At 67.9% G+C, this 24716-nt stretch carries 16 protein-coding genes and 4 pseudogenes; 13 read left to right on the forward strand and 7 right to left on the reverse strand.

What is annotated here, in order from left to right; translation table 11 throughout:
* Window positions 1-2209 precede the first annotated feature (2209 nt).
* The 4 genes from OG828_RS01370 to OG828_RS01385 all read left to right on the forward strand — a co-directional run bounded on the left by OG828_RS01370 (window position 2210) and on the right by OG828_RS01385 (window position 8742).
* Complete coding sequence (locus OG828_RS01370; RefSeq protein WP_328349296.1) at window positions 2210-3784, forward strand: DUF6851 domain-containing protein; 1575 nt, start codon at window positions 2210-2212, stop codon at window positions 3782-3784.
* An 858-nt stretch (window positions 3785-4642) separates the two neighbouring features.
* Complete coding sequence (locus OG828_RS01375) at window positions 4643-6259, forward strand: MFS transporter (RefSeq protein WP_328499791.1); 1617 nt, start codon at window positions 4643-4645, stop codon at window positions 6257-6259.
* Between the two features lie 425 nt (window positions 6260-6684).
* Window positions 6685-6978, forward strand: coding sequence for a hypothetical protein (locus OG828_RS01380; protein WP_328499792.1), 294 nt, complete (start codon window positions 6685-6687; stop codon window positions 6976-6978).
* A 1284-nt stretch (window positions 6979-8262) separates the two neighbouring features.
* On the forward strand, window positions 8263-8742 hold the full coding sequence (locus OG828_RS01385; RefSeq protein WP_328504777.1) for a GNAT family N-acetyltransferase: 480 nt from the start codon (window positions 8263-8265) through the stop codon (window positions 8740-8742).
* 190 nt (window positions 8743-8932) lie between these two features.
* Here the strand turns inward: OG828_RS01385 and OG828_RS01390 are convergent, their stop codons facing one another.
* Together OG828_RS01390 and OG828_RS01395 are read right to left on the reverse strand one after the other, a co-directional pair.
* Window positions 8933-9559 carry a DUF6461 domain-containing protein gene (locus OG828_RS01390; protein WP_328499793.1) on the reverse strand — a complete coding sequence of 209 codons (627 nt, stop codon included), beginning with the start codon at window positions 9557-9559 and terminating at the stop codon, window positions 8933-8935.
* A gap of 12 nt (window positions 9560-9571) precedes the next feature.
* Window positions 9572-12019: a hypothetical protein gene (locus OG828_RS01395; RefSeq protein ID WP_328499794.1), complete on the reverse strand. Its 2448-nt coding sequence runs from the start codon at window positions 12017-12019 to the stop codon at window positions 9572-9574.
* 189 nt (window positions 12020-12208) lie between these two features.
* Here OG828_RS01395 and OG828_RS01400 point away from each other — a divergent pair.
* Window positions 12209-13446: pseudogene (locus OG828_RS01400) on the forward strand (IS256 family transposase).
* A 157-nt stretch (window positions 13447-13603) separates the two neighbouring features.
* Here OG828_RS01400 and OG828_RS01405 read toward each other — a convergent pair.
* The 3 genes from OG828_RS01405 to OG828_RS01415 all read right to left on the reverse strand — a co-directional run bounded on the left by OG828_RS01405 (window position 13604) and on the right by OG828_RS01415 (window position 16471).
* Window positions 13604-14353: a polysaccharide lyase gene (locus OG828_RS01405; RefSeq protein ID WP_328499795.1), complete on the reverse strand. Its 750-nt coding sequence runs from the start codon at window positions 14351-14353 to the stop codon at window positions 13604-13606.
* Window positions 14354-14356: 3 nt separating this feature from the next.
* On the reverse strand, window positions 14357-14962 hold the full coding sequence (locus tag OG828_RS01410) for a polysaccharide lyase family 7 protein (protein WP_328499796.1): 606 nt from the start codon (window positions 14960-14962) through the stop codon (window positions 14357-14359).
* 387 nt (window positions 14963-15349) lie between these two features.
* The gene (locus OG828_RS01415; protein WP_328499797.1) at window positions 15350-16471 is read right to left on the reverse strand and encodes an IS630 family transposase; all 1122 of its coding nucleotides are present in this window, start codon (window positions 16469-16471) and stop codon (window positions 15350-15352) included.
* 83 nt (window positions 16472-16554) lie between these two features.
* Between OG828_RS01415 and OG828_RS01420 the strand changes: the two genes are divergently transcribed.
* On the forward strand, window positions 16555-16965 hold the full coding sequence (locus OG828_RS01420; protein WP_328499798.1) for a DUF6924 domain-containing protein: 411 nt from the start codon (window positions 16555-16557) through the stop codon (window positions 16963-16965).
* Window positions 16966-16976: 11 nt separating this feature from the next.
* On the opposite strand, the pseudogene OG828_RS01425 reads toward OG828_RS01420, so the two are convergent.
* Window positions 16977-17161, reverse strand: a pseudogene (locus tag OG828_RS01425) (IS630 family transposase); the annotation flags it as partial.
* A 160-nt stretch (window positions 17162-17321) separates the two neighbouring features.
* On the opposite strand from OG828_RS01425, the gene OG828_RS01430 reads away from it, so the two are divergent.
* The 7 genes and pseudogenes from OG828_RS01430 to OG828_RS01460 all read left to right on the forward strand — a co-directional run bounded on the left by OG828_RS01430 (window position 17322) and on the right by OG828_RS01460 (window position 24024).
* Window positions 17322-17690: a hypothetical protein gene (locus OG828_RS01430; protein ID WP_328499799.1), complete on the forward strand. Its 369-nt coding sequence runs from the start codon at window positions 17322-17324 to the stop codon at window positions 17688-17690.
* Entirely contained in the window at window positions 17687-18478 is a 792-nt protein-coding gene (locus OG828_RS01435; protein WP_328499800.1) for a Tat pathway signal sequence domain protein, read from the forward strand. Before OG828_RS01430 ends, OG828_RS01435 begins: the two co-directional genes overlap by 4 nt.
* Window positions 18479-18578: 100 nt before the next feature.
* The gene (locus OG828_RS01440) at window positions 18579-18833 is read left to right on the forward strand and encodes a hypothetical protein (RefSeq protein WP_328499801.1); all 255 of its coding nucleotides are present in this window, start codon (window positions 18579-18581) and stop codon (window positions 18831-18833) included.
* Between the two features lie 140 nt (window positions 18834-18973).
* Complete coding sequence (locus OG828_RS01445; RefSeq protein ID WP_328499802.1) at window positions 18974-19984, forward strand: chitinase; 1011 nt, start codon at window positions 18974-18976, stop codon at window positions 19982-19984.
* 14 nt (window positions 19985-19998) lie between these two features.
* A complete protein-coding gene (locus OG828_RS01450) occupies window positions 19999-22035 on the forward strand; it encodes a PQQ-dependent sugar dehydrogenase (RefSeq protein ID WP_328499803.1) in 2037 nt (678 codons plus the stop codon).
* Window positions 22036-22116: 81 nt separating this feature from the next.
* Window positions 22117-22722, forward strand: a complete 606-nt coding sequence (locus OG828_RS01455; protein ID WP_328349423.1) for a dihydrofolate reductase family protein — start codon at window positions 22117-22119, stop codon at window positions 22720-22722.
* A gap of 906 nt (window positions 22723-23628) precedes the next feature.
* Window positions 23629-24024 (forward strand): annotated as a pseudogene (locus OG828_RS01460) (VOC family protein).
* Window positions 24025-24184: 160 nt separating this feature from the next.
* Here OG828_RS01460 and OG828_RS01465 read toward each other — a convergent pair.
* Window positions 24185-24595: pseudogene (locus OG828_RS01465) on the reverse strand (transposase); the annotation flags it as partial.
* Window positions 24596-24716: the final 121 nt, after the last annotated feature.

Raw genomic sequence — 24716 nt, forward strand, 5'->3', positions numbered from 1 at the left:
CGCCACCACAGGCGCGTGACCAAGGCGCGGGCCGGCACCGGCCATCGCACCGAAGCCACCGGCCACGGCGCCCGTCTGGGCACCGGTGTCCAGGTGCGTTCCACGCGATCGGCGCCACAGGGTTCACGGTGATCCCCCGGCGCCGGAGGGCGAGCGCAACTGCCGGCCGGCTCCTGCACCACCGCCGCCCCGCCCGCGCCACCCGCCCCCACCGCTGTGAAGCCGTCCTCCACATCGCAATGACCGGCCTCACCATCCGGCAGCGCACCCACGAATCCACCCCGAACCGGCGCCCCACCTGAACCCCGAACCCCGGACTACCGGTACGCGAATCACCGACGCCGGTCTGACATTTATTTTTACCTGCGACCAGCCGCACGGGCACGGCACCCCCGAATTTCGCCACCCCGGCAATTCAGGCGCCGGGCAGCCGGCATGCCGAGAAGATTCCTTCCCTAATGCATGCCGAGTGACTTTCGAGCGGCGGCTGATAGGGTCACGGACACGAGGTTCCTTAGAACGAATGATCGATATCGACTGCTGGGAGTGCTTGATGCCCGAAGGCATTGAGAAAAGAGATGCATACGGCCATCGAGGAAACAGCCCGACCGGCCGGTGCGACGTTTTCGCGCCCTAAGGCCTGACCGATTGGTGTCCACCTGCGAGGGTGGATTGTCGGCACACGTGGTGTCATCTTCCGTCTCCAGGACAGCACGGCCAGGAAATCGTGACACACCCTGGCACGGAAGCACTGAATTGGCTGCGGGATCGCCGGCGGTGCGCGTTTCCGGCGTCAGCCGGCCGACGGGCCGGCCCGTGGCGCGAGTTCGAAAAGTGCAGGCGGCAATTCGCCCCTGAACGAGCATCGCGGGCACGCCTGACCGGGGACAACGGAATGTGAGCGTTATCCAAGACATCCTCAAGCCCGTACCTGACAAGCTCAAGCCCGCTGAGGCCAAAAGGAGCCTGCGACCGCATCCTTCACGGGCGCCCCTGCCAGGACACCGGCCACAGCGACCCCGCCATCCGGTCAGCACGCGTTTCCTCATCACGTGGTGGAAATCCAGCTCCTCAAAGAAAGGAGGCGCACCATGGCGGCATCCGGACGAAGACCCGCTCCCGTATCAGCCTTTTCACCACCGCACAGGTCGCCTCTGCCCGGGGACGCCGGCGGCGCCGCGGCGCTGAGCCTGGGGACCGGCGAAACGGCCGCCGCCCAACAGGGCGACAAGCCGCCCCAGACCGGCTTCGGTCCCGGCGCCGGCAGCCACACCGCAGGGACCCGGCCCGGCGCAGAGGACCAGGACACCCAGGGGACGGGCCCTGGCGCAGATCGCCGGCCCCCTGGACAGGACCGTCATCCTCTGCAGGGCCCACGCCGTCCTTGTTCCGTGGCGCGACGCGGTGGCGCCCTGCCACCCGGCCGCCGCCGGCGTGCCCGCCCCAATCCCCCGCCGCCCCTGCGGCGGGCCCACCAACCGGACCATGAACACCGCCTGTCCGCCTGCCCCCTCCAGGTGACCAGGGCAAGAGCGCACCAGCAGGTGCCGGGCGTGCGGAACCTGTTGGCCGCGCCCGGCCTGGACCCCAAGGACGCGCCGGAGAGTGCGGCCAGCCCGGCCGGCACCGGCAGCGCCGCCGGCACGGCCGCCGTCACGGCCCGGCCAAGGCACGGCATGCATGCCCCCGAAAGGCCGGCCGGCCGTAGTGCTTGCGGCCGTAGTGCTTGCGGAACCCTCGCTGCCCAGCCTCGCACCGGCAGCCGGCGAGGGGCCCGCACGCAGGCCGCCGCGCCGGCGCAGGACCAAGGGACCCGGGCATCCTGGCAGGCCGGCGGTCCGCCGCCCCGCGGACACGGCCGGACAGCCCATACACCCTCACCGGCCCGCGCCCCGTTCCCCCGGCGCCCGCCCGCTCCCACCGGCCACACCCGCGTCCGCGCCCGGCAGACGCCCGGTGGACGAGACCGGGCAGGCGCCGGCCTCACTCACCGACGCGCACACGGTGCTCGTCGGTGCTCTTCGGCCGCACGCTGCGGGGCACCGCCTGCGTGTCTGGCGGCGGGCACCGGCAGCGCAGCCCGCCGCCGCGCTCACCTTCCTCCCGCTCCTGTGGCCCCCAGAAAGCCCACAGGGCCCACGGCACCGCCCTCCATGCCACCTCCATGCCTCTTCCTTCCCCTTTTGAGAGACCGACAAGGAGCATCATCATGACGACGTCCGGACACACTCCCGGCTTACGTTCCCCGCTGGGCCGCCGGCCGCTGCTGGTCGGCGGTGCTTCGGCGGCTGCGCTGTCCATGCTGGCCTTCTCCCGTACCGCCGGTGCCGCCACCGGCGAGAAGACGGCCGCCATCGACTTCGACCTCGACAAGGACAACTACGTCAAGTGGTCCCAGCCCACCGAAGCGCCGGTCGGCCAGGAGGGCAGGCTGGCGCTCATCGGCCCGATGGACGTGACCGTCTTCCTGTGGACGAGCCGCGTGGCGATGCTGGCGGCCTTCGACGCGCTGGCGCCCTACCACGAGACCGCGGTCGGCATCTACTCCCAGATCCCCCGCCGCCCCTCCAGCGAGTCCGCCACCAACCGCAACCTGAACATCGCCACCCTCTACGTCCAGCTCGGCATCTGGAAGCGCCTGCTGCCGCAGTTCACGGGCGGCCTGCGGGAGCTGATGACCGGGCTCGGCCTGAACCCCGACGACGCGTCGGAGAACCTCACCACCCCGGTCGGTATCGGCAATACGGCGGCCAGGGCCACCTGGGAGGCGCTGAAGAACGACGGCATGAACGTCCTCGGCCACGAGGGCGGCCGCAAATACCACCCCGCGCCGTGGGCGGACTACACCGGCTACGTGCCCGTCAACTCGCCCTACAAGCTGGTCAACCCCTCGCGCTGGCAGCCGCAGCTGGGCCCCCACAACGGCCGCCGCGTCGGCGGCGGCCCAGGCGACATGGGCATCTTCGTCGCCCAGCACTTCGTGACCCCGCAGATCGCGCTGACCAAGCCCCACATCTTCCGCCACCCCGCCCAGTTCAAGCTCGCCGCGCCCCGCTACAGCGACCACACCAACGCCCGCGCCTACAAACGCGCGGTGGACGAGATCGTGGAAGCATCCGCCTCCCTCACCGACGAACGCAAAGCCCTCGCCGAGATCATGGACAACAAACTCTGGGGCATCGGGCACCACTCCCTCGTCCTGGCCCGCAAGCACGACCAGAACAACGAGATGGGCGTGCACGGCTGGGTCCAGTGGTCGCTCCAGCACATCCTGGCGACCTTCGACACACTGATCGCCGCCTGGCACCACAAGGCCGCCTTCGACGCCGTGCGGCCCATCAGCGCGGTCAGGCACGTGTACGGCCGCAGCAAACTGACCGCCTGGGGCGGCCCGGGCAAGGGCACCGTCAACGACCTCCCGGCACACGAATGGGCCGGCTACCTGCCCACCAGCGACCACCCGGAATACCCCTCGGGCAGCACCTCGCTGTGCGCCGCCGCGGCACAAACCGCACGGCGCTACTTCGGCTCCGACGACCTGGACTGGACGATCGACTTCCCCGCCGGCACCTCACGGGTCGAGCCGACCATCACCCCCGCCAAGAACGTCACGGTCCACTTCGCCACCTTCACCCAATTCAACAAGGCATGCGCCAGGAGCCGGGTGGACGGCGGCGTCCACTTCCGGGAGACCACCGAGAGGTCCCTGGCCTTCGGTGAACAGTTCGGCGACCTCGCCCACGAATTCATCCAGCGCCACGTCAACGGCAACACCAAAAACTGACCCCCCTTGCGCCGGCGCCGGCACAAGACCCCCCGCCCACGGCCGCCCCGCCGGCGGCCGAGCGGACCCTCCCCGTCCCGCGAAAGACGCCCGGGCCACGCCCGGTCCGCGGACATCAACTCCCCACAGCCCACGACCCGCCGGCCCGCCCCGATCCGGACTCCGCCCGGACTCCGCACACAGCGGGCGCGGCGGGCGCGGCGGGCGTTGAGGATCCCGCGGTTCCGCCTCACCCAACAGCGCGCCGGGACGGCGCCGACCTGCTGCTCCCTTCAGCGCCACACCGGCCCCCACCGGCCGCGGAATGGCGAGTTCCACCCAATCTCCACCGACTCTCAAGCGAGACTGACTACCATTTACTTATGGCTGTCAAAAATCGCCGGCCGGCACTGACGGGCCTGACAGGGCCGACGGGCCCGACGGGCCTGACGGGTCTGACAGGTGGGACGGATGGGGCGGTCGGCATCCCCGTCACCGGCTTCGGCACCCGAAGCCGGTGACCAGCCAGGGCGGCCGCACCGCATGAGCACCCCGCACCGACCGCGCAGTCGCGGCCCCCCGCATCCGCGCGAGTGCCCAGCCCCGGTACAGGCCCACACCCAGGGCCTGGACGGCCCGAACCTGCCGGTAAAGGAGCTGCCCGACACCATCAGGCGCCGCTTCGGCCCCGGCAGGGCCGCCACCACCGACAGGCGGGGCGCCGGGGCGGGGGAAACACCCCCGACGCGACCGCCCCAGGCCGGCACCCCGGCCGCCCTGCGCCGGCACCGCCGGCGCCGGCACGGCTCGCGCCGCACCACAGGGCGCCACCCCGACCCGACTGCACCGATCCTGCACGCCCCTTTTCGAGAGGAATCCATGAGTACGAACCCTGCACAGGCGGCACCCCCTGACGGGAGCGGCGGGGGCGTGCCGGATGCACGTCAGCTGCGCGCGATCCTGACCGCCGTCTCGATAGCGCTGATGGCCGTCATCGCGTCCGTGGCCGGACTGATCGTCGCCCAGACGCAAATGGCCGTCGAGTTCGACGCCTCGCAGGACACCGTCCTGTGGATCATCAACATCTACACCCTGGCCCTGGCCGCGCTGCTGCTGCCGCTCGGCGCGATCGGTGACCGCCTGGGCCGCAAACCCATGCTGATCGCCGGACTGGCCCTCTTCGGCCTCGCCAGCATCGCCGGGGCCCTGGCCCCCACCGCCGAGCTGATGCTCGCCGCGCGTCTGGCCGCCGGCATCGGCGCAGCAATGATCATGCCCATCACCCTGGCCGTGATCACCTCCACGTTCCCCGAGGAGCAGCGCGGCAAGGCGATCGGCGTGTGGACCGGCGTCGCCGGAGGCGGCGGCGTCCTGGGCATGTTCCTCTCCGCCTTCCTCACCGACGTCGCCGACTGGCGCTGGCTGTTCGCCCTGCCCGTCGCCCTGGTGGCCGTGGCCCTGGCCCTGACCCTGAAATCGGTGCCCAACTCCCACGAGCGCTCCCCCCACGCCTTCGACACCGTCGGCGCAGTGACCTCCACCGTCGCCGTCGTCGGCCTCATCTTCGTCCTGCAGGAAGGACCCGAGAGCGGCTGGAGCCAGCCTCTGACCCTGGCCGGCCTCGCCGTCGGCCTCACCGCCGCGGCCGGATTCGTGTTCTGGGAACTGCGCCGCCAAGGCGCCGCACTGCTGGACGTACGCCTCTTCCGCGAGCGCGGCCTGTCCGGCGGCTCGATCACCCTGGTCGTCGTCTTCGCTGTCCAGGGCGGCGTCCAAGTCGTCCTCTTCCCCTACCTCCAGGCCGTGCTCGACTGGTCGGGACTGCTGTCCGCGGCGGCACTGATGCCCCTGGCCATCGGGATCATGACATCCGCCAACGTGGCCCCCAAAATGGCCGCACGCATCGGCCCCCGCTCCACCATGGCCACCGGAATCGCACTCACCGGCGCCAGCCTCGCCCTCATGGCCCTGTTCGTCTCCGTCGACGACGGCTACCTGAAAATCCTGCCCGGCATCATCCTCATGGGCATCGGCATGGGCCTGTCGATGGTGCCCTCCACCGAAGCCCTCACCCGCTCACTGCCCCAGGAAAAACAAGGCGTCGCCTCCGCCCTCAACGACGTCACCCGCGAATTCGGCACCGCACTCGGCGTCGCCCTGCTCGGCGCCATCCTCACAGCCGGCTACCGCAACGCCATCGACGACCGCCTCGACAACATCCCCGAAAAAACCGCCGACACCGCCCAAGACGGCATCGCCAACGCCATCGAGGCATCCACCAGCGCCGGCCCCCACGCACCAGACCTCATCCACGCCGCACAGCAGTCCTACGTCGACGGATGGCAGCAGTCCATGTGGGCAGGCGTCGCCATCATGGCCGTACTCCTCGCCTACATCCTCCTACGCGGCCCCCACAACACCACCCCCACCAACACCCCCCACACCCCCAACACCCCCGACAAGACAGAAGACACCGAAATGGCCACCACCCGATAACGGCATCACAACCCAAACCGCACGACGGAACACCGCCGAACCAGCACCCTCATGAAGCCGGCTGCCCACAGGCACCCGCACGGCCGGGTTCCGGAACCTGACCCCGGCGACGGACAACACCCCACCGGGCACAGACCATCCCCCACACCAGCACACGCGTCCCAGCGGACGCGGAGCACAGCAGTACACGGCAGCACAGGCGCAGACACCGGCCACGAAAACCACCGCCACCCACCACCCCAGCACCCCCACAACAAACGCTCTGCCGGCTTGGTGCTGGGTGTCTGGTTGGGGGGTGGCTCCCGGGTGCGGTGGTGGTGCCGGGGTGGGCGTCCCGGTGGGGGTAGCTGCTGCTGCGGGTCTGCCGTAGTGCCGTGTCGCTGTGAGTCTGAGGGAGGAGGCCGAGCGGTGCCTTGAGCTGACTGGTGGTCGCTCCCCGCCCGCCGGGCGGGCGGGGAACACCCACGCACACCACCAACCGCCATGACCTCTCCACGCGCAGCAAGTCCACAACGAAACGAACCGGCACCCAACCCTCGCACCACCCCCCGCGCCCACCCGACCACGACACCACCGCCACCATTCCCACCCACCCACACGCCCACCACAAACCAACCGACACCCGCCCCACCCCAGCCCCCGACAACCCCCGCGGCGCCGCAGCCACCCCCGACACCGACCGCACCCGCCCCGACACCCACAAGAAGAACCGCCGCTGACGGCAGCACAGACACCCGCCCGGCCCGCCCCACCCGCCCGGCATGTCCGGCTCCCGGCCGCCACCACCACCAACGCGGTGGTGGCCGGCTGCAAGGCACCTCAAGGTGCTGGCTGCTGCGCCGCGTACACAACCGCCTGATCGAAGATGGCACGCCTCTGGCTGGGGACAGGCGTGCCGCGCTCGTGGGCCGCGGCTGATCGTCGACGTGGCGGAGCAGATCCTCCGGCTCCGGGTTCTGGGAACCGCGGGGGTCCATGACACGGGTGCAGCCGGTATTTCGGGCTGGCTGCTGCAGGCCGTGGTCATCGTGTCGGGCTCGTGGGTCACCATGGCCTGGGCGCGCGGAGTTCGGGGCTCCAGACGATGTAGGCGCCCGTGGCACGCGGTGACCGCCGAGGTCGCGGGTCGCGGTGCCGGGTGGCCAGCCACGCGGGTCTGTACTTGCGGACAGCTTCCTCGCGCCGGTCAGCAGCATGATCGCGTCCTCGGCTACTGGTGGCAGTACGCCGCCGGCGCCGGACAACCTGCCTCCGCGTACCGCCTCTACCTGCACCACCTGGCCCTGGGCGAGAGAGCCGCCGCCGCTTGGTGGCACCGCCAGACCGACGACGTCCAACTCCCACCCGAGGCACCCGTCCGCGCGCACTCATCGACTGCGCAGCCCGTCTGCTCATGGCTCGCGCAAGACGCCGGCGCCTCCGCCACCTCGATCCTGCGGGTCCTGCTCCACACAGCCAAGCACACCGCCCGGCCTCGCCCGGCGGTGGTCGCTGAACTCATGGCTTACGTTCCCCTTGCAGTCGCGGCCGGCTACCTACGCCAGCCTGAAGTGGAGCTACCGCTGCCCGGGACGGGGTTCGCCCGCAAGATCCGTGCTCTACTCGCTGCCGCCGCCAACAAACCGTCCATACGCGACGCCCGCGAACGCGCAGGGCATGACTCCAACCAGCCCCTGTCCAGGACATCTGCAGTCGGAAACCCCGAAGCGGTCAACTCACAGATGGGAGAGACCGCAACACACTGATCAGTAATGCTTGGACTCGGCCACAGATGGACTCCCTCCGCCCTGACCTGATCCCGTTTTGAACGATGTACCCAAGAAGGGGGAGGGCGAGCGTCCATGAGGGGCAGTCGATCGTGAGGTCGGCGGCCCCAGGTCGTGTATCGAATGCGACTGGTGCGCATGGTGGAGTGCCCGGGGCTGGTCCAGAATGCTCGGATGGTCATGCTTGAGACTCCCCGCCTGCTCCTTCGCCGCTGACGCGAGAAGTATGTTGGGTCCCTGGCCGCCATCAGTGCCGACCCCGAGGTCATGCGATGGGTCGGTGACGGCAGCGTCCGTGACAAACAGCAGATCCGCAGCGGGGTCGAAGCGATGGAGCGGGCGTGGGAGGCCCAGGGCTTCGGTCTGTTCGCCGAGGAGGTCCGTTCCACCGGTGAGCCGGCCGGGTTCACCGGCCTTTCGACTCCCCACTATCTGCCGGAAGTGCTGCCAGCCGTCGAGACCGGCTGGCGGTTGGGACGTTCTCACTGGGGACAAAGCCTGGCCACCGAGGCTGCTGCGGCTGCGGTCCGGTTCGGGTTCCAAGACTGCGTGCTGGACCGGATCGTCAGCATTGCTCAGGTGGGCAACGGCGCTTCCGAACGGAACATGGCCAAACTGGGAATGCACCCGCTCCGTGAGACCGTCGATCCCAGCTGCGGCCGACGAGTACGGATCCTCGCATTGTCTTCGGACCGGTACGTCACAGCCACTCATTGATGGCGGCGACGCGGAACGTGGACTCGTAGCGGACCGCCACCTTCTCGTACCGGGTGGCCCCACGGCCCGGTGTCTGCTGGAATGCGGCAACCAGTGCACTTGGCTGTCGAGCAGGGGCAGCCCATGTCGATCGTCGTAACCACCGGACAGCGGGGCGGCTCTCCCCAGCCCGCCCAGCGGTGCCGGAGACTCATCGCATGGTCGACAGGGCTGCCGCGGGCAGTGGCTGGCCCTCGGATGCCTTCGGTATCCACAGGCCGAATCCGGATTCCAGTTGTTCCAGCACCTGCGGTGAGGTCATGCCCCCCGATGCGGATGACGGCCAGGCGAGCGCCGACGGCTCGGCGCCGTCGTTGTAGGCGGGGATCCCGGGGTCGAAGGAGGACAGGATGCGCCCGTCGACGGCGTACTCCATCCGCTGTGTGGCGTTCACGTCACGGCTGATGGCGATGACGCGGGTGCCCCGGGACAGCGCAGGGAGGTACGCGCGCGCGGAGACGTAGGAGGTGGAAGCCTCGATCGCGAACGTCCAGCCCTCGATCGAACCGGCCCGCACCACGGCGTCCGCCTCGGGCTGGAGGAAGCCCAACTCCTCCACGGCCTCTACATCGAGGTCGTCCAGGTGGTCCAGGTCGTAGGGCTCGTCCGCCGCGTTGCGCAGCTCGATCTCCTGGGCCTGTTCCCGGGTCAGCGGGTAGACGGACTCGCGCCGGGCGCCGAGTCGTACGAGTACCTCCTCTGGTGTGAGGCGCTCGCAAAAGATGAGGCTGTAGCCGAAGGGGTACGCCTCGAACACCCAGCGGAGTCCGTCGGTCATTGCGTCATCCTGTCAGCATCTGGGTGGGCAGGGATTGGGGTGAACGGCGAAGGATACCCAGCGGGGTTTGTAGATGCTGGGGTCCTTGTAGTGCGAACCTTCCGCGGAGACCCGGTTGTCGAATGTGTTGACGTTGTAACTGAAGGTGAAGTGGGTTCCGTCGGAGTGCAGTTGTGGGTGTATGTGCGCGTTGTAGGCGAAGACGTTCTCGTCGCCGTACGTGCCCCACAGTCCGGTCTCCGGCATCTTGTACACCTCGGCCTGGTTGTACCAGCCGCCTGCCGGATCGCAGGAGGAATAGGCGTACACCTGGGCGTTGAAGGCCAGGTTGCTGTCCTGGGTGAGCAGCATGAACTGGCCGTTCCAGGGGGTGACGCTGTACTCGTTGGCCACGCCGGTGAGCGTGTTGGAGGTGCGCCGCTCGTCGAGCGCCCATCGGTTGTTCGCGGGGTCGAGGAACTCCCAGCGGGTGTTGAGGTCGTTGCCCAGGACGCGGGCGACACGCATCGATTTCTTCGTGGGCGCGTCGTCCACGCCGTAGATGTATGTGTATCCGTCGCCGCTTTCGCTGGATGGCATGATGCCCGATCCCCAGGTGACACCGCCGGCCGAGGGCAACGGGACGACGCTCAAGGGGGAGTTGAGGTCGGAGAGGGAGAAGGTGGCCAGCACGCTGTGGTGCCAGCCCCAGTCCCACAGACCGTCGCCGAAGCGGTAGTACTCCTGGAAGATCACCTGGAGGTACTTGGTCCCTCCGCGTTCCGCGATCATTCCGTCGCCGAGCCAGTACCAGTGGCCGGCATCGTTGTTGGGCATGATGGCGGACGGATTGGCCGCTGTGCCGCCCGTGATCGTCGTCAGGTTGGAGCCGTTCTGGATGACGAAGGAGCTGTTGACCAGCGGGGCGTTGGTGGGTCTGGTGCCATTGGCGTTGAGAGGGCCGAGGAAGGTGTCTGAGAAGAGCCAGAGGTTACGGCCGTCAGGTAGCCGTACCGAGTAGGTGGAGTCGCCGCCGGTCCAGCCATTCGGCGTGGTCCTCGCGTAGTTCAGGAAGGCGCTCTGCGGGGCTGCGCCGGGCGTCACCTCGGAGAACACCGGCGACTTCAGGGAGCAGCTCTTCGCCTCGCGGGCTTTGACCGGGCCCGGGTGGTTGTAAACTCCGGCCGCACCGGAGTCGAGCCAGAAGTCCTCGTTGTCGAGGATGCGTTGGTTTTGGTAGAAGTTGCTGAGCCCGGTGCCCACGCCACCGTTCTGCCTCCTGGGCATGCTGGCGCGGGCACACTGGGCGGTGCCGGACTTGGTCCACGCCTGCACGGCGTAGTCCGTGGTCGGCCACCCGGATCCCGAACCCCCCGGCCAGACGGTCCACTGCTGGCATTCCGCGCCCGAAGAGATGCCCGACTGGCCGCCGCTCTCCTTGGTGGCGGCGAAGGGAAACTCGTCGCACTCGATGCTGTCGGGGTCGGGCGAGGCCTTTCCGCCGAACCGGTCCTCCTTGACCCATGTGCCGTCGTAGCAGACCTTCCGACGATTCTCCTCCTGTACGGCCGAGTCGGCCTCGCGATGCAGCGCCTCACCCATACCAAGCCAGCCGGGGTGGGAGCTCATGGACGCCTGGACGCGGCCAATGTAGTTCCGGGCGCCGGGGTAAGTGGCGCCGTCGACGACCATCGTCGGGGTGTAACTGGGGACCACACAGCCCGCGGCGCCGCCGATCTCGTCGTCGCATCGGAGCTCATAGTCGAGTCCGCCCCACTGGACGGTGGAGCTCTTGCCGCTTTGGGGCTTGGTAAAGGTCAGAGTCCACAGCATCAGGATCTCGTCGTGGCCGTTCGCCCCGGTCCAGCTGCGGTGCACGGTCCCCTCCCACCAGGTGCCGGGCGCCGGCATCGGCAGCTCGCCGATCCACGGGTCCTGCCCGCCGTCGGAGCAGCCGGAGAGGTAGTTGCACTCCGTGTTGGCGGAGACGGTCACGGTGGCCAGGGCGGGGTCCATGCGGTCGACCCGCATGTAGAACTCCTCCATGAAGTCCGACGCCCTGGGCGCGGTATTGATCTCCTGCGCGGTGGTGATGTCGGCGGTGCCGAACTCGCTGCCGTCGGTGTTGTAGACGATGACGCCCCAGTACCGGACGGAGCAGAGGCTGAAGCGGGTCACCTGGATGAGGGCCGTGCCGCCGTCGCACCAGACGGGAAGGGCGGCGGCCGAGGCGGCGGCAGCGGCGGGGGCTTCCTTCTCCTCGACACAGACCGCGCCGCCCTTGCGTTTCGCCGGATCACGCCTCAGCTCGTCGCAGCTGCTACCGCGCGTGATCCTCGACGCCTTCTCCTCGACCTTCTGGGACTTGCGGTCGGCCTGCTTCTGGTTCTTGAAACCCTGTTTCGCCACCTCGGGGAGGGGCTTGGTGCCCGCGGGTTCGTCGGGTGGTTCCTGCTGGGGCGATCTGGTCTGTCCGGCCATCCCTGCCACTGGCCCCGGCGGCTTTCCGGAGCCGCGACTATCGGCCAGCGCGGGTGGTTGCGTCCAGGGAAGTGGTGTACGGGTTCGACCTGATCCGGGGGTTTGCTCCGGCATCGGGATGGTGCCCGCATAGATGAACGGCCACCGGCTGATCTTCGAAGTGTCGAAGCCTCGAAGGAGATCAGCACGATGACCGCACCTGACAGTGTGCCCCTGCACGCCCTCGCCGAAGAAAACCTCGGCGCGGCGAGTCCCGATCTGCTGCGCGCAATGGTCAAGACATTCGCCGACGCACTCATGTCCGCGGAGGCCGACGCCCTCTGCAACGCCGAATACGGGCAGGTCAGCGACGAACGCGTCAACCATCGCAACGGCTATCGCCCGCGCGAGTGGGACACCAGGGCCGGCACCGTCGAACTGGCCATCCCCAAGCTGCGCCAGGGCAGTTACTTCCCGCACTGGCTCCTCGAACGCCGCCGCCGGGCCGAACAGGCCCTCATCTCGGTGGTCGCCACCGCCTACCTGCTCGGCGTCTCCACCCGCAGAGTCGAGAAACTCGCCGAGTCCCTCGGCGTCACCCAGCTTTCGAAGTCCCAGGTCAGCGCGATGGCCAAGCACCTGGACTCGCAAGTCGCCGCCTTTCGCAACCGCCCCCTGGACCAAGGGCCTTACGCGTTCGTCTGGGTCGACGCGCTGACCCAGAAGGTCCGTGAGGGCGGCCGCATCATCAATGTCCACGCGCTGATCGCGGTCGGAGTCAACGCCGACGGCCATCGCGAGATCCTCGGCATCGACGTCGCCACCGCCGAGGACGGCGCAGGCTGGCTCGCCTTCCTGCGCTCCCTGACCGCCCGCGGCCTGTCCGGCGTCCAGCTGGTCGTCTCCGACACCCACGCCGGCCTGGTCAACGCGATCGGGGCCACCCTGCCCGGCGCTTCCTGGCAGCGCTGTCGCACCCACTACGCCCGCGCGTTGCTGAGCCAGGTTCCGAAGTCGGCCCAGCCGTGGGTGGCCACGCTGCTGCGGACCGTCTTCGAACAGCCCGACACCGACGCCGTGAAGGCCCAACTGCGGCACGTCCTGGATGCCCTGGAGGCCAAGTTCCCCAAGGCCGCAGCCCACTTGGACACCCCCAGCACGACCTTCTCGCGTTCACCGCGTTCCCACGCGAGAGCTGGCGGCAGATCTGGTCGAACAACCCCCAGGAGCGGCTGAACAAGGAGATCAGGCGTCGCACCGACGTCGTCGGCATCTTCCCCGACCGCACCGCCCTGATCCGCCTGGTCGGCGCGGTCCTGGCCGAGCAGAACGACGAATGGACCGAAGCTCGCCGCTACATGGGACTCGACCTGCTGGCCAAGGCCCGCCTCCACCCGATCGAGTCACAAACCGACGAGACCGCCCTGCCCACCGAACTCACCGCATAGCCTCAAAACCGAGATCGCCGAGCGGCCGTCAATACACCACTCCCGCGGACGTGACCCCCCAGCCTCACGAAAACCTCGCCAAGACCATGAACATCCCCCGTCGCCTACGAGAGAAATAGACGCCTGATGATGCGGTAAAGCTCAAACGACATGTGCGTCAAGCCCAGTTGGCCGGTTCGGCAAGGGCGTAGGACGAGGCGATCCTGTGGTTGTCATGCAGGATCGTCAGCGTCCGCGGGCCGCTCGGCGTCCCGTCGCGCCAGGCGGTGCAGTAGATCCCGTTGGACCAGCGGATCGTCCGCGAGGTGGACGGCAAGACGGTGATGCCGGTGCGGCTCACTGTCTTCGTGCCGTTCAGCCACACCTCGAAGGCGCCCTGGCCGTCGCCGGCGAGCTTCAGCCGGGTGACGATCCTGATCCAGGTGCCCCGCAGGCCGCTGATCGACCCGGCCGTGCCCTTGATGCCGCCGGAGCCGCCGAACTGGATCGTGGATCCGATGACGAACATCAACAGCCAGGGTCCTTCGGGGTCTTCGGGCGACCACTGCTGGAAGGTGACGTTCTGGTTATGGAACGTCCAGTCGGACGCGAAGCGGATCGCCTGGCCGTAGTAGCGGTCCTCGCCGACGCTCTGCGCGCCGCGTCGGATCACCTCGGAGTGGTAGCCGCCGGTCTCCCCGATGTACGTCTGGGTCGCCGCGAGGGCGTGCGCGCCTTTGTACGTGGGTGAGTCGACGGTCTCGATCACGCCGTCCTTCTGCGCGTAGGCACGGTCCCAGCCCCCGACGCTGCCACGGTTTTGGAAGTAGACCTCGTCGGCGGCCTCCGCCCGACCCGGCAGGAATCCGGCGCCGGCACCGGCGAGGCCGAGTCCGCCGAGCGCGGTGATCACCCTTCGTCTGCGCATGGCTCACCGCGTCCAGTACGTGACGTTGCGGAAGCGCGCCTCGGCGCGGCCGCTGCCGTGGTGGTAGACGCCGTTCTTGAAGTGGCGGGTGGCGGGCCCCCGGTCTTCGGTCGTCAGGACCGGCTCGTCGTCGAAGTAGACCTTGACGCTGCCGCTGGAGGCGTTGTGCGCGAGCTTGACGTTGAACCAGGTGTCGTATGCGTTGGTCTTCAGGACCGTGCGGTCATAGGCCCGCACCGTGCCACCGCTCGCGCTGTAGGCGTTGAGCATGAAGTCCGTGGCGGGTGTGCCCTCAGGGTGGATCACACGGAGGATCTGCACGAAGGTCGCGCCGTTCGTGCCGGACGGGATGTACACGTCGGCGTCCCACATGTGCTGTCCGGAGGTGTATTGCTGCCTCCATCGCATCTCGGTGCGCGGGTCGGTGGAACTGCCCTGTGACATGGGCTCGTCGGTGCTGTACACCCACATCCGGTGGACGCCGCCGCTGTTGCTGTAACGGTCGCTCAGATCCAGGTTCCACGGCTTCTGCATGCCGTAGGTGAAGGCGGTCTTGTTCCAGCCGTCCGTGGGTGAGGCAGCTGCGGCGGAGGAGGTCGAGGGGGTCATCACCCAGGCGGCACCTCCGGTGAGTAAGCCACCGGCAGCCAGAACCGAACGTCTTGTAGGGCGCATGTCAATCCTTCCCGTTGGCGACATACGTGTCGGGGGGCAAGCGGGTAAACCACAAGGACGTTGCATATTCATCGGATCTATCGTCCGGTGCAGCGTAGGACTGGCCGCACAGGCCGTCAACATTCACAGTGAGCCGAAGATAGATCCGATGTGCGAGGGTGGCGTGTACGGAGTGGCGGTGGGTAAGCGCGCCTGCGGACTGGCCGGTTGGCGGCGTATCCGGCTCATATTCAGGCGTCGGGGGCGGGATCACCGTGCTGGGTGCGCTCCTGGCCCACCAGAAGTTCCCCACCACGGCCGCCAGCTACCGCCAACGCTCGCCTAGTGTCCTGCGCCAGAGATCCGTCGGCAGAGGCGGGCGAGGGAGTCGAGGATCTCTTCGGCGGTCTTGGTCCAGATGAACGGTTTGGGGTCTTCGTTCCAGTCCTTGACCCAGGCGCGGATGTCGGCCTCGAGGGCTTGGATGTTCTTGTGTGCGCCGCGGCGGATCATCTGGTGCGCGAGGTAGCCGAACCACCGCTCGACCTGGTTGATCCAGGAGGAGCCGGTCGGGGTGAAGTGCAGCTCGAAGCGCGGGTGTCTCGCCAGCCAGGCCTTGATCGCTGGAGTCTTGTGGGTGCCGTAGTTGTCCACGATCAGGTGGACCTGCAGCTGTGCGGGCACCTCCTTGTCGATCCGGATCAGGAACTTCTTGAACTCCGCAGCCCGGTGCCGACGGTGCAGGGCGGTGATGACTTCACCGGTGGCGACGTCGAAGGCAGCGAAGAGGGTGGTCAGCCCGTTGCGCACGTAGTCGTGGGTGCGCCGCTCGGGCATGCCCGGCATTATCGGCAGCACCGGCTGGGACCGGTCCAGGGCCTGGATCTGCGACTTCTCGTCCACCGAGAGCACCACCGCCCCCTCGGGCGGGTTGAAGTACAGGCCCACGACGTCGTAGACCTTCTCCACGAACAACGGGTCGGTCGACAACTTGAAGGTGTCCGCCAGATGCGGCTTGAGCTGGAACTGCCGCCAGATCCGGCCGACCGTGGACTTCGACAGGCCGCTGTGTTGCGCCATCGATTTCCGCGACCAGTGGGTGGCGTTCTTGGGCAGTTGTTCCAGCGTGGTGACCACGACGGCTTCCACCTGATCGACGCTGATGGTGGGCGGCCGGCCCGGTCGGGGCTCGTCGACCAGTCCGTCCAGCCGCTGGGTGAGGAAGCGCCGCCGCCACTTGCGGACCGTGTCCGCGGCCACCCGCAACTCGCGGGCGACCGCGACAATCGGCGGTACTTCCGGCCCCGCGCACGCCAGCACGATCCGCGCTCGCAGGGCCAGGGCCTGGGCCGATGTTGCCCGACGCGTCCACCGCTCCAACACCGCCCGCTCGTCATCAGACAGCAGCAACGGCTGCAGCTTCGGGCCCCGACGAGGAACTGACGCACCAGCAGTAGAAGTCACACACCAACTAACGATCAACTACTGGCGCAGGACACTAGCGCTGTGCCCGGCATGGTCCACCGGCTTGGCGGTACTGTCCGCGCATGAAGCAGCTCCCGTGCACTTTGGAAGCCCTTGTTGTGCGCACTGACTTCTCGGCTGAGGGTGCCTGGGACGCTCTTCGGGCGGTGTTGTATTCGCCCAGCAAGGACGGCTTCTTGGCCGACGTCGCGCTCGTCGATGACCGGAAGTACGAGGGCTTGACGCCTGACCGGGTCATCGACCTGATCCATCCCGCGTACCGGCATCCCCTTCTTGTGCTGGCGGACTCCACGACTGTCACCTCGGCCGAACTGCCGCTCCTTGTGGTGGACCTGCGGTGTGATCGTGGGTGTGGTGTCCGCGTGGTGGCAGGCGAGCTGTGGAGCATCGAGAACAACCTCTCGGGCGCGAACATGGACTTCGAGGAGTTCGCCAGTGCCGTCGACGACGACGCTGTTTTCCGGGGCTTCTGAGTCACTGGCCGTCAGGCTGTGGCGGCGAGGGGGCGTCCGCCCCAGCAGATGCATCCTCGCCTCGGATAGGGGCGCGTTCCCTGCGCTGGGCGGCGAGTACGTCGGGCTGGCGGGCGTTGGCGTTGCGCCAGCGCGGCCGCAGCGGTCCGAAGTGCGCCTCGATCGGGTAGGCGTGCGTACCGAAGATTGGCCAGAAATGGATCCGACCTTATCGGTCCGGACCATTGACCGCGTCCGTCCACACCGGAACCCTATTGCACATTGCTGAACCCAGTACACACATGTGAACATTCGCTCCTGCCTGGATCTCTCTTCCGACCCCACACCTCATCTCTCGGGAAAGCGAGTGCGCACACATGAACGAAGTGGCGTACGGCACCCGGTACACGGAACGGATCATTCAGGAGACATCGGAGGACATGGCGTGGGGAGACGCCCGGGTATCTGGTCGTCGAGACCGCCCTGGAGGTCACTCGGCGACCGGTAACGAGCATGCCGACAGCCTCTGCGCGCGACAGCGACACCCCAGCCCGTCGGAGGACTCCTGGAGCACCAACCTCACCGGCATCGCCAGCGGCACCAACGTCAGCGACTACACCCTCTACCTCGCCCGGCCCCGGGAGACCAACGACTACCACGACCTCGACGCCCTTCTGATCACGAACGACCAGCTCAATACACAAGCCCGGAACCCACCCACTCAGGACGAGGTGAGTCAGCCATGAGCACATCCAGAAGGACTCTGCTGGGCGCGGCGCTCGGCGCCGGCGCAGGGGCCGCAGTCGGCGGCCTGCCCGCCACCACCGCACACGCCGCCTCCTGGCAGCAGAAGTGGGCACCCTCGGCCAGCAGCGACAAGCTCGGCGCGTTCGAGACCATCGAGGACGACCGAGCCGACTCGCACCCAAGCGCCGCCCCGCACATCTACGCCACCGGCAACAACTGGCGCTTCAACATGCACACCGTCGACCGGGACACCTCCACGGACCGCCAGCGCCACGAGGTCACCGGCCTGCGCAACGGCAGCGGCAGCAACTACCTCAAGTGGACCGAGGGCCAGACCTGGCGGGTCACGTACTCGATGTACATACCGAGTTCGCTCAAGGCGACCACCACCTTCACCCACATCATGCAGATGAAGCAGCCCGGCGCCGGAAGCGCCCCGATCGTCGTGCAGTCGCTCCGCCGGGTGAACGGCGTGCAGACCATCGAGCTGAAGCTGTTCGAGGACGACATCCTCGTCGGCCGCACGGATCTGGAGCCACTGCACAACAAATGGATCGACGTCGACTTCCAGCTCAAAGTCGGAAACGGCTCGACGGGCTCGGTCCGCTGGATCCTCAAGAACGGCTCGACCACCGTCATCGACAAATCGAAGACCGGCGTCGACACCTTCCTCGCCGACCGCGTCCGCCCGAAGTGGGGCATCTACCGCTCCCTCGGCGACACCTCCGGGTCTCTGCAGGACTGCTACCTCCTGCTCAGCAATCTGCGCGGCTACCAACTCGTGTAAGCAACCGACCCATACAGCAGCGCAGGCGATGGGCGGCGACCGTGTTCTTCGCGTTCGCCATCGCGCTCGGCCTGACCCAACCCTCCCCGTCGACAAGGCGATGATGAACGACCGGCTCATCGCCGTCGATCAGGACGGTGTCGCGGCCAAATGCACTGTGAACAGCGGCGACTACGTCGTGGCGCTCTTCCACACCGGCACCCCGGGCAACTCCACGGTCAGTGTGAACTGGTCGCAGGTCGGGTTCGCAGGTTCCGGCGACGTCACGGACCTGTGGTCGGGCTCCGACAAGGGCACGATCACCAGCTCGTACAGCGCAACCCTCCGGCCCGGCGAGACCCGACTGATCCGGTGACACCCCAGGGCTGAACAGCAGGAGCGGCAAGGTATTCCGGCTTCGGGAGGCCTGTGCCCCCTGATCGTCAGGAAGCTTTCCTAACGCCCAACAGCGCTGAAACCCCAGTGCTTGCCCCCCACTCCAGGAGGACGATCCACGTGCATACCGCCACACGCCCGCACAGTCCCGGCGTGGCCCTCGCTGCCCTGCTAGGGCTGTTGCTGTCCTTGCTGTTCGCCACGCCGCCGGCGTCGCACGCGGCCACAGCGAGACCCCTTGCCTCCCCCGGCATGGCCGTCGCCCCGTACGAGTACCTCGGCTGGGGCAGCCCACAGAACCCGACCTCGGTGATGTCCGCGACCGGCGTCAAATGGTTCACGCTCGCCTTCATCCTCTCCGACGGTTCCTGCAACCCGAAGTGGGACGGCTCGCGCCCGCTGACCGGCGGCAAAGACCAGTCGACGATCAACGCGATCCGGGCGGCCGGCGGTGACGTCATCGTCTCCGTCGGCGGCTGGAGCGGGGCGAAACTCGGCGAGAAGTGCTCCAGCGCATCGGCGCTGGCCGGTGCGTACCAGAAGGTCATCAACGCGTACGGCCTCAAGGTCATCGACATCGACATCGAGAACACCGAGTGGTCCAACGCGACGGTCCGGCAGCGGGTGATCGACGCGCTGAAGATCGTGAAGGCGAACAACTCCGGTCTGAAGACCATCATCACCTTCGGCACTACGACCAGCGGCCCGGACTCCACCGGCGTGGACATGATCCGGCGCGGAGCCAATTCCGGTCTGGCAAACGACATTTGGTGCATCATGCCGTTCGACTTCGGGGGCGGCTCCAGCAACATGGGCACTATCACCACCCAGGCCATGGAGGGCCTCAAGGCGCGAGTCAAGTCCGCGTATGGCTACAGCGACTCGGTGACGTACGCACACATCGGACTGTCGTCCATGAACGGCAAGACCGACGTCTCGGGCGAACTCGTCCGTGTCGCGGACTTCAAGACCATGCTCGCCTACGCCCAGCAGCACCGCATCGCACGCCTCACGTACTGGTCCGTCAACCGCGACCGGGCCTGCGGCTCCGGCTCCGCCGGTGACGCGTGCAGCGGCGTCTCGCAGCAGCCGTACGACTACCTCAAGGTCTTCGCCCAGTACACGGGCTGAAGGGAGGGTCAACCATGAAGATCTTCCGTCGGATCGCCGCGAGCACGGCCGTGCTGCTCGGTGCCGGACTCCTCCAGGCCGTACCGGGGGCCGCCGCGGCGGCCCCCACCCGCTACGAGGCGGAGAACGCGTCATACGTCTCGGGCTCCACCGTGGACGACGACTTCGCCGGCTACTCCGGAACCGGCTTCGTGAACACCCCGAACTCGGCGGGCAGTTACGTCGAGTTCACCGTCAACGCCGCGGGCGCGGGCAACGCGAAGCTCGCCCTGCGGTACGCCAACGGCACGACGGCGGACCGCCCGGCCGACATCGCGGTCGACGGCACCGTGGTCAAGTCCGGCTACTCGTTCCCGTCCACCAGCACCTGGTCCGCCTGGACCACGACAACGGTCTCCGTCCCGGTCGTCGCGGGCAGCAACAAGATCCGGCTCACCGCGACCGGCTCGGGCGGCCTGGCCAACACCGACTATCTCGACTTCGAACTCTCCTCCACCGACACGCAGGTGCCGAGCCGCCCGGGACAGCCCAGTTGCTCGGCGATCACCGAGGACGGGCTCACCCTGTCCTGGGGTGCCTCGACCGACAACGTGGGCGTGGCCGCGTACGACATCTACGAGCATGGCAACAAGATCAGCGAGGCCGCGGGCAGTGCGACCTCCAAGGCGCTGACCGGGCTGAGCCCGAACACCACCTACAACCTGACGGTCATCGCCAGGGACGCGGCCGGCAACGCCTCGGCCGCCAGCCCGGTCGTGGACTGCACGACAGCGAAGAGCACCGACACCACCGCGCCGAGCAGGCCCGGCACACTGTTGGCCGCCAATGTGACCGCCGGCAGCGCCGAGTTGAGCTGGGGCGCCTCGACGGACGACAAAGCGGTCGTCGGCTATGACGTACGCAGCGGCACCACCGTCTACAAGACCGTCACGGGTACGTCGACCTCGCTGACCGGGCTCGCCTGCAACAGCCCGTACGCGCTGAACGTGGTGGCGCGCGACGCGGCGGGCAATGTGTCCGAGCAGAGCAACACCGTCAGCTTCACGACGAAGGCGTGTGTGACGGACGGCGGTGTTCCCTCGTCGATCGCCACCGTCTCCAGCGGCTGGACCATCCCCTGGGGCACGTACTGGATGCCCGACGGACAGACCGCGTTGGTCACCGAGCGGGACGACTTCCGGGTGTGGAAGGTGACGAAGGACGGAACGAAGACGCAGGTCGGTACCGTGCCGAACGCCGTCACGACCAACGGCGAAGGCGGACTGCTGGGCGTGGCGGTCGACCCCAAGTGGGAGACCAACCGCTACGTGTACTTCATGCACACGGCGTCCGAGGGCAACCGGGTCGTCCGCATGACATACAACGGCGGCTCGCTGACCGGCTATACGGTCCTCCTCCAGGGCATCAAGAAGAACCGCTACCACAACGGCGGCCGGCTCGCCTTCGGCCCCGACGGTTATCTGTACATCTCGACCGGCGACGCCCAGACGCCCGACCTCGCACAGGACAAGAACTCGCTCAACGGCAAGATCCTGCGCATGACCACGGACGGAAAGGCCGCCCCCGGCAACCCGTTCAACAACTACGTCTACAGCTACGGCCACCGCAATCCGCAGGGCCTCGCCTTCGACCGCAACGGGCGCCTGTGGGAAGCGGAGTTCGGCAACAGTTCCAAGGACGAGCTGAACCTCATCAAGCCGGGCGCCAACTACGGCTGGCCGACCTGCGAGGGCACCTGTGATGTGTCCGGCATGACCAACCCGAAGAAGACGTGGAACGTCTCCGAGGCCTCTCCGAGCGGTATCGCCATCGTCCGCAACGTCATTTACATGGCGTCCCTGCGCGGGGAGCGGCTGTGGCGGATCCCGATCACCGGCGACACGGAGAACGTCGGTACGGCGACGGCGTACTACGTGGGCACGTACGGGCGCCTTCGTACGGTCACCAAGGTGCCGGGCGCCGACCAGCTCTGGCTCTCGACGACGAACAGCGACAACAACGGAGGCGAGGCGGACGGCTCGGACAAGATCTTCCGGGTGAGCATCAGCTAGGGACTGGTGCCGCGCCGCGGAAGTTCCGCCGATGAGTTTCCGGCGGTGGCGCCGTCTACCCGTCAACGAAGGGAGCGCACCATGCGCAAGATCATCGTGTGCACGTTTCTGACGCTGGACGGCGTCATGCAGGCGCCGGGCGGTCCGGACGAGGACGCTGAGAGCGGCTTCGAGCACGGCGGCTGGCAGAAACCGGTGTCCGACGACGAGGTCGGCATGGCCATCGCCGGCTGGTACGAGCACTCCGACGCGATGCTGCTCGGCCGCAAGACGTACGAGATCTTCGCTTCGTACTGGCCGACCGCCGATCCCGACAACCCGTTCACCCATCGGATGAACAGCATGCACAAGTACGTGGCGTCTCGGACCCTGACGTCCGTCGAGTGGCAGAACTCCACGCTGCTGGAGGGCGACACCGTCGATGCCCTACGCAAGTTGAAGGCGTCCGACGGCGGCAACATCAACGTCGTCGGCAGCGGCGACCTCGCCCAGACCCTCATGCAGCACGGCCTCGTCGACGAGTACCGGCTGACCATCCACCCGGTGATCATCGGTACCGGCAAGCGGCTGTTCGCCGACGGAGCTATCCCCACCGCGCTGGAGCCGGTCAGCGTTTCGACGACGAAGGGCGGCACCATCGTCGGCGTCTACCGGCCACACGGTAAGCCCAGCTACGACAGCTACTAAAAGGCGCCCCGTGCCCGGCCCGACTCTCGGGCAGCCTGCCGACAGGGGTTCTGGGCCGTCTGCGCCCGGACCGGCCGGCCACGGGAATCCGCCCGCTCCACCGGCGCTCCCCCGCGCGGTGCTGACAGTGAGGACCGCCGGTCTCGGCGCGAGCGATCGCGCTCCGGGGGCTCTCGCGACGTTCATGAAAACCGCTGACCTGCCGGCAGCACCGCTCACGGCGGCGATCCCGCCATGTGGGAGGCGCACGCACCCTCCGCAGGGCAGAAATACCGGTGCAGGTACAAACACCGGCGTGGTGGTCAACCGACCGCAACGCCGGTCGCTGGCCGGTCCCGCCGCCCAGCGGGTTCAGCCGCCTCGCCTTCGCGAGGCTTCCGAGGCATGCCCATCACACCTGCCCCGCACAGCAATCACCGGGCGCCAACTCCGCTTCACCGTCGTCATGGCCGCGGACTCCACCGTCGGCGCGGTGCGCGGCGGACCGCTACTCGGCGTCTTCTCAGACCTTGTGCTCATCCCGCCTCGGGCCGTGATCCTGGTCGTGTCCGCGGTCAAGCTCTCCCGCCACGCACCGGCGCGGATCAACACGCTCGGTTTGACGTCCCCAGGGCACGGTGCCCTTACCGGTCCCGAGACGCTCGCGGTGTTCGGGCAGCAGCTTCGCGAGGGCCTGAGCAGTGGCCCGGCTGACATGGAGCACGCCGGTGCAGGTGACACTGGTCCACGCGCGAAACCTCTCGGTACCCGGAGCCTGTTCCTCGTAGACCCATTCCCACCAGGGGCTTCTCGTGGACCTGATGCCGGGTCAAGCCTGTCTGATGTCTCTGGCCAAGAAGATCTCGGATCCGTCGGACGGGTGGCACCGTCAATACTCTGAGTCCCGTCCGCCCTATCTGGAGAGTCATGACAAGTAGGTTCACCGAGTTGGCCGTTGATTGTCACGATCCGGAGAGACTCGCGGCCTTCTGGTGCGAGGTCCTCGACTTCAAGGTGATCGACAGGAGCGAGGGCAAGGTCGAGATCGGCTCCTGAGTGCCGACCGTCGAGGATGTCCGGGCCCGCCAGATGCCGCCCACCCTGCAGTTCATCCAGGTACCCGAGGGCAAGACCGTCAAGAACCGGCTTCACCTCGACGTCAGCCCGATCGACGGCAGCACCGAGGACGAGGTGACCAGACTGCTCGGCCTCGGCGCCACCAAGACGGACGTGGGCCAGGGCTCAGACCGAAACTGGGTGGTCATGGCAGACCCCGAGGGAAACGAGTTCTGCGTCCTGCGCGCCCTGGCACCGCAGAACTAGCCTCGATCTTGCATGGCGGTCCGTTGGTTCTTCCGTCGGGCCGTTTTGCTGTTGCGGGTTGGTCGTGAGAATGCTGGTGGCCCGGCTGTCGCATCGGGTGGGCGCCGGGTTCCACGGCTCCGGTGGGGCGATGCTGTCCGCAGGGACTCGAAGGTACTGGTCAGCCGGGGTTCGGCAGGGCGTGGAGCCGGTTGGCCGCTGCGATGATCACGTCGGTCCAGGGCCAGTGCGCCGCGAGGCGGAGGCAGCGGCGGCGGCCGGTGGTGATGAGTTGTGCGGCGGCCGAGAACAGGCGGAGGCGAAGCCTCTTGGGTTCCCAGTGGCGAGTCTTGCCGGTCAGGGCGAGCATCGGCATCCAGGCCAGCAGGGCCAGGGCGAGCTGGACGATCTCCAGCCAGATCTGGTTCTGGGCGAGGCCGTGGAAGGGAAGATTGCTCAGGCCGGTGGAGCGGGCGTCTCGGATGCGGTCCTCGCAGCGGGCGCGCCGGCGGTGGCGCACTTCGAGCCCGGCGATGGCTTCGCCTGGGGTGTTGGTGGCGAAGCAGGTCAGGCGCATGCCGTCGGCGTCGGTGAAGCATCACCAGGCGGACAGCTCGCCCCGTGAAAGCGCGAGGCTAGGCCGCCAGCGGGCACCCGCACCCCCTCACACAACGCAAGTGTCCGATTGCCGCGACGACATCAATACCGAGGCC

Source organism: Streptomyces sp. NBC_00457 (genome assembly GCF_036014015.1).
Classification (GTDB): domain Bacteria; phylum Actinomycetota; class Actinomycetes; order Streptomycetales; family Streptomycetaceae; genus Streptomyces.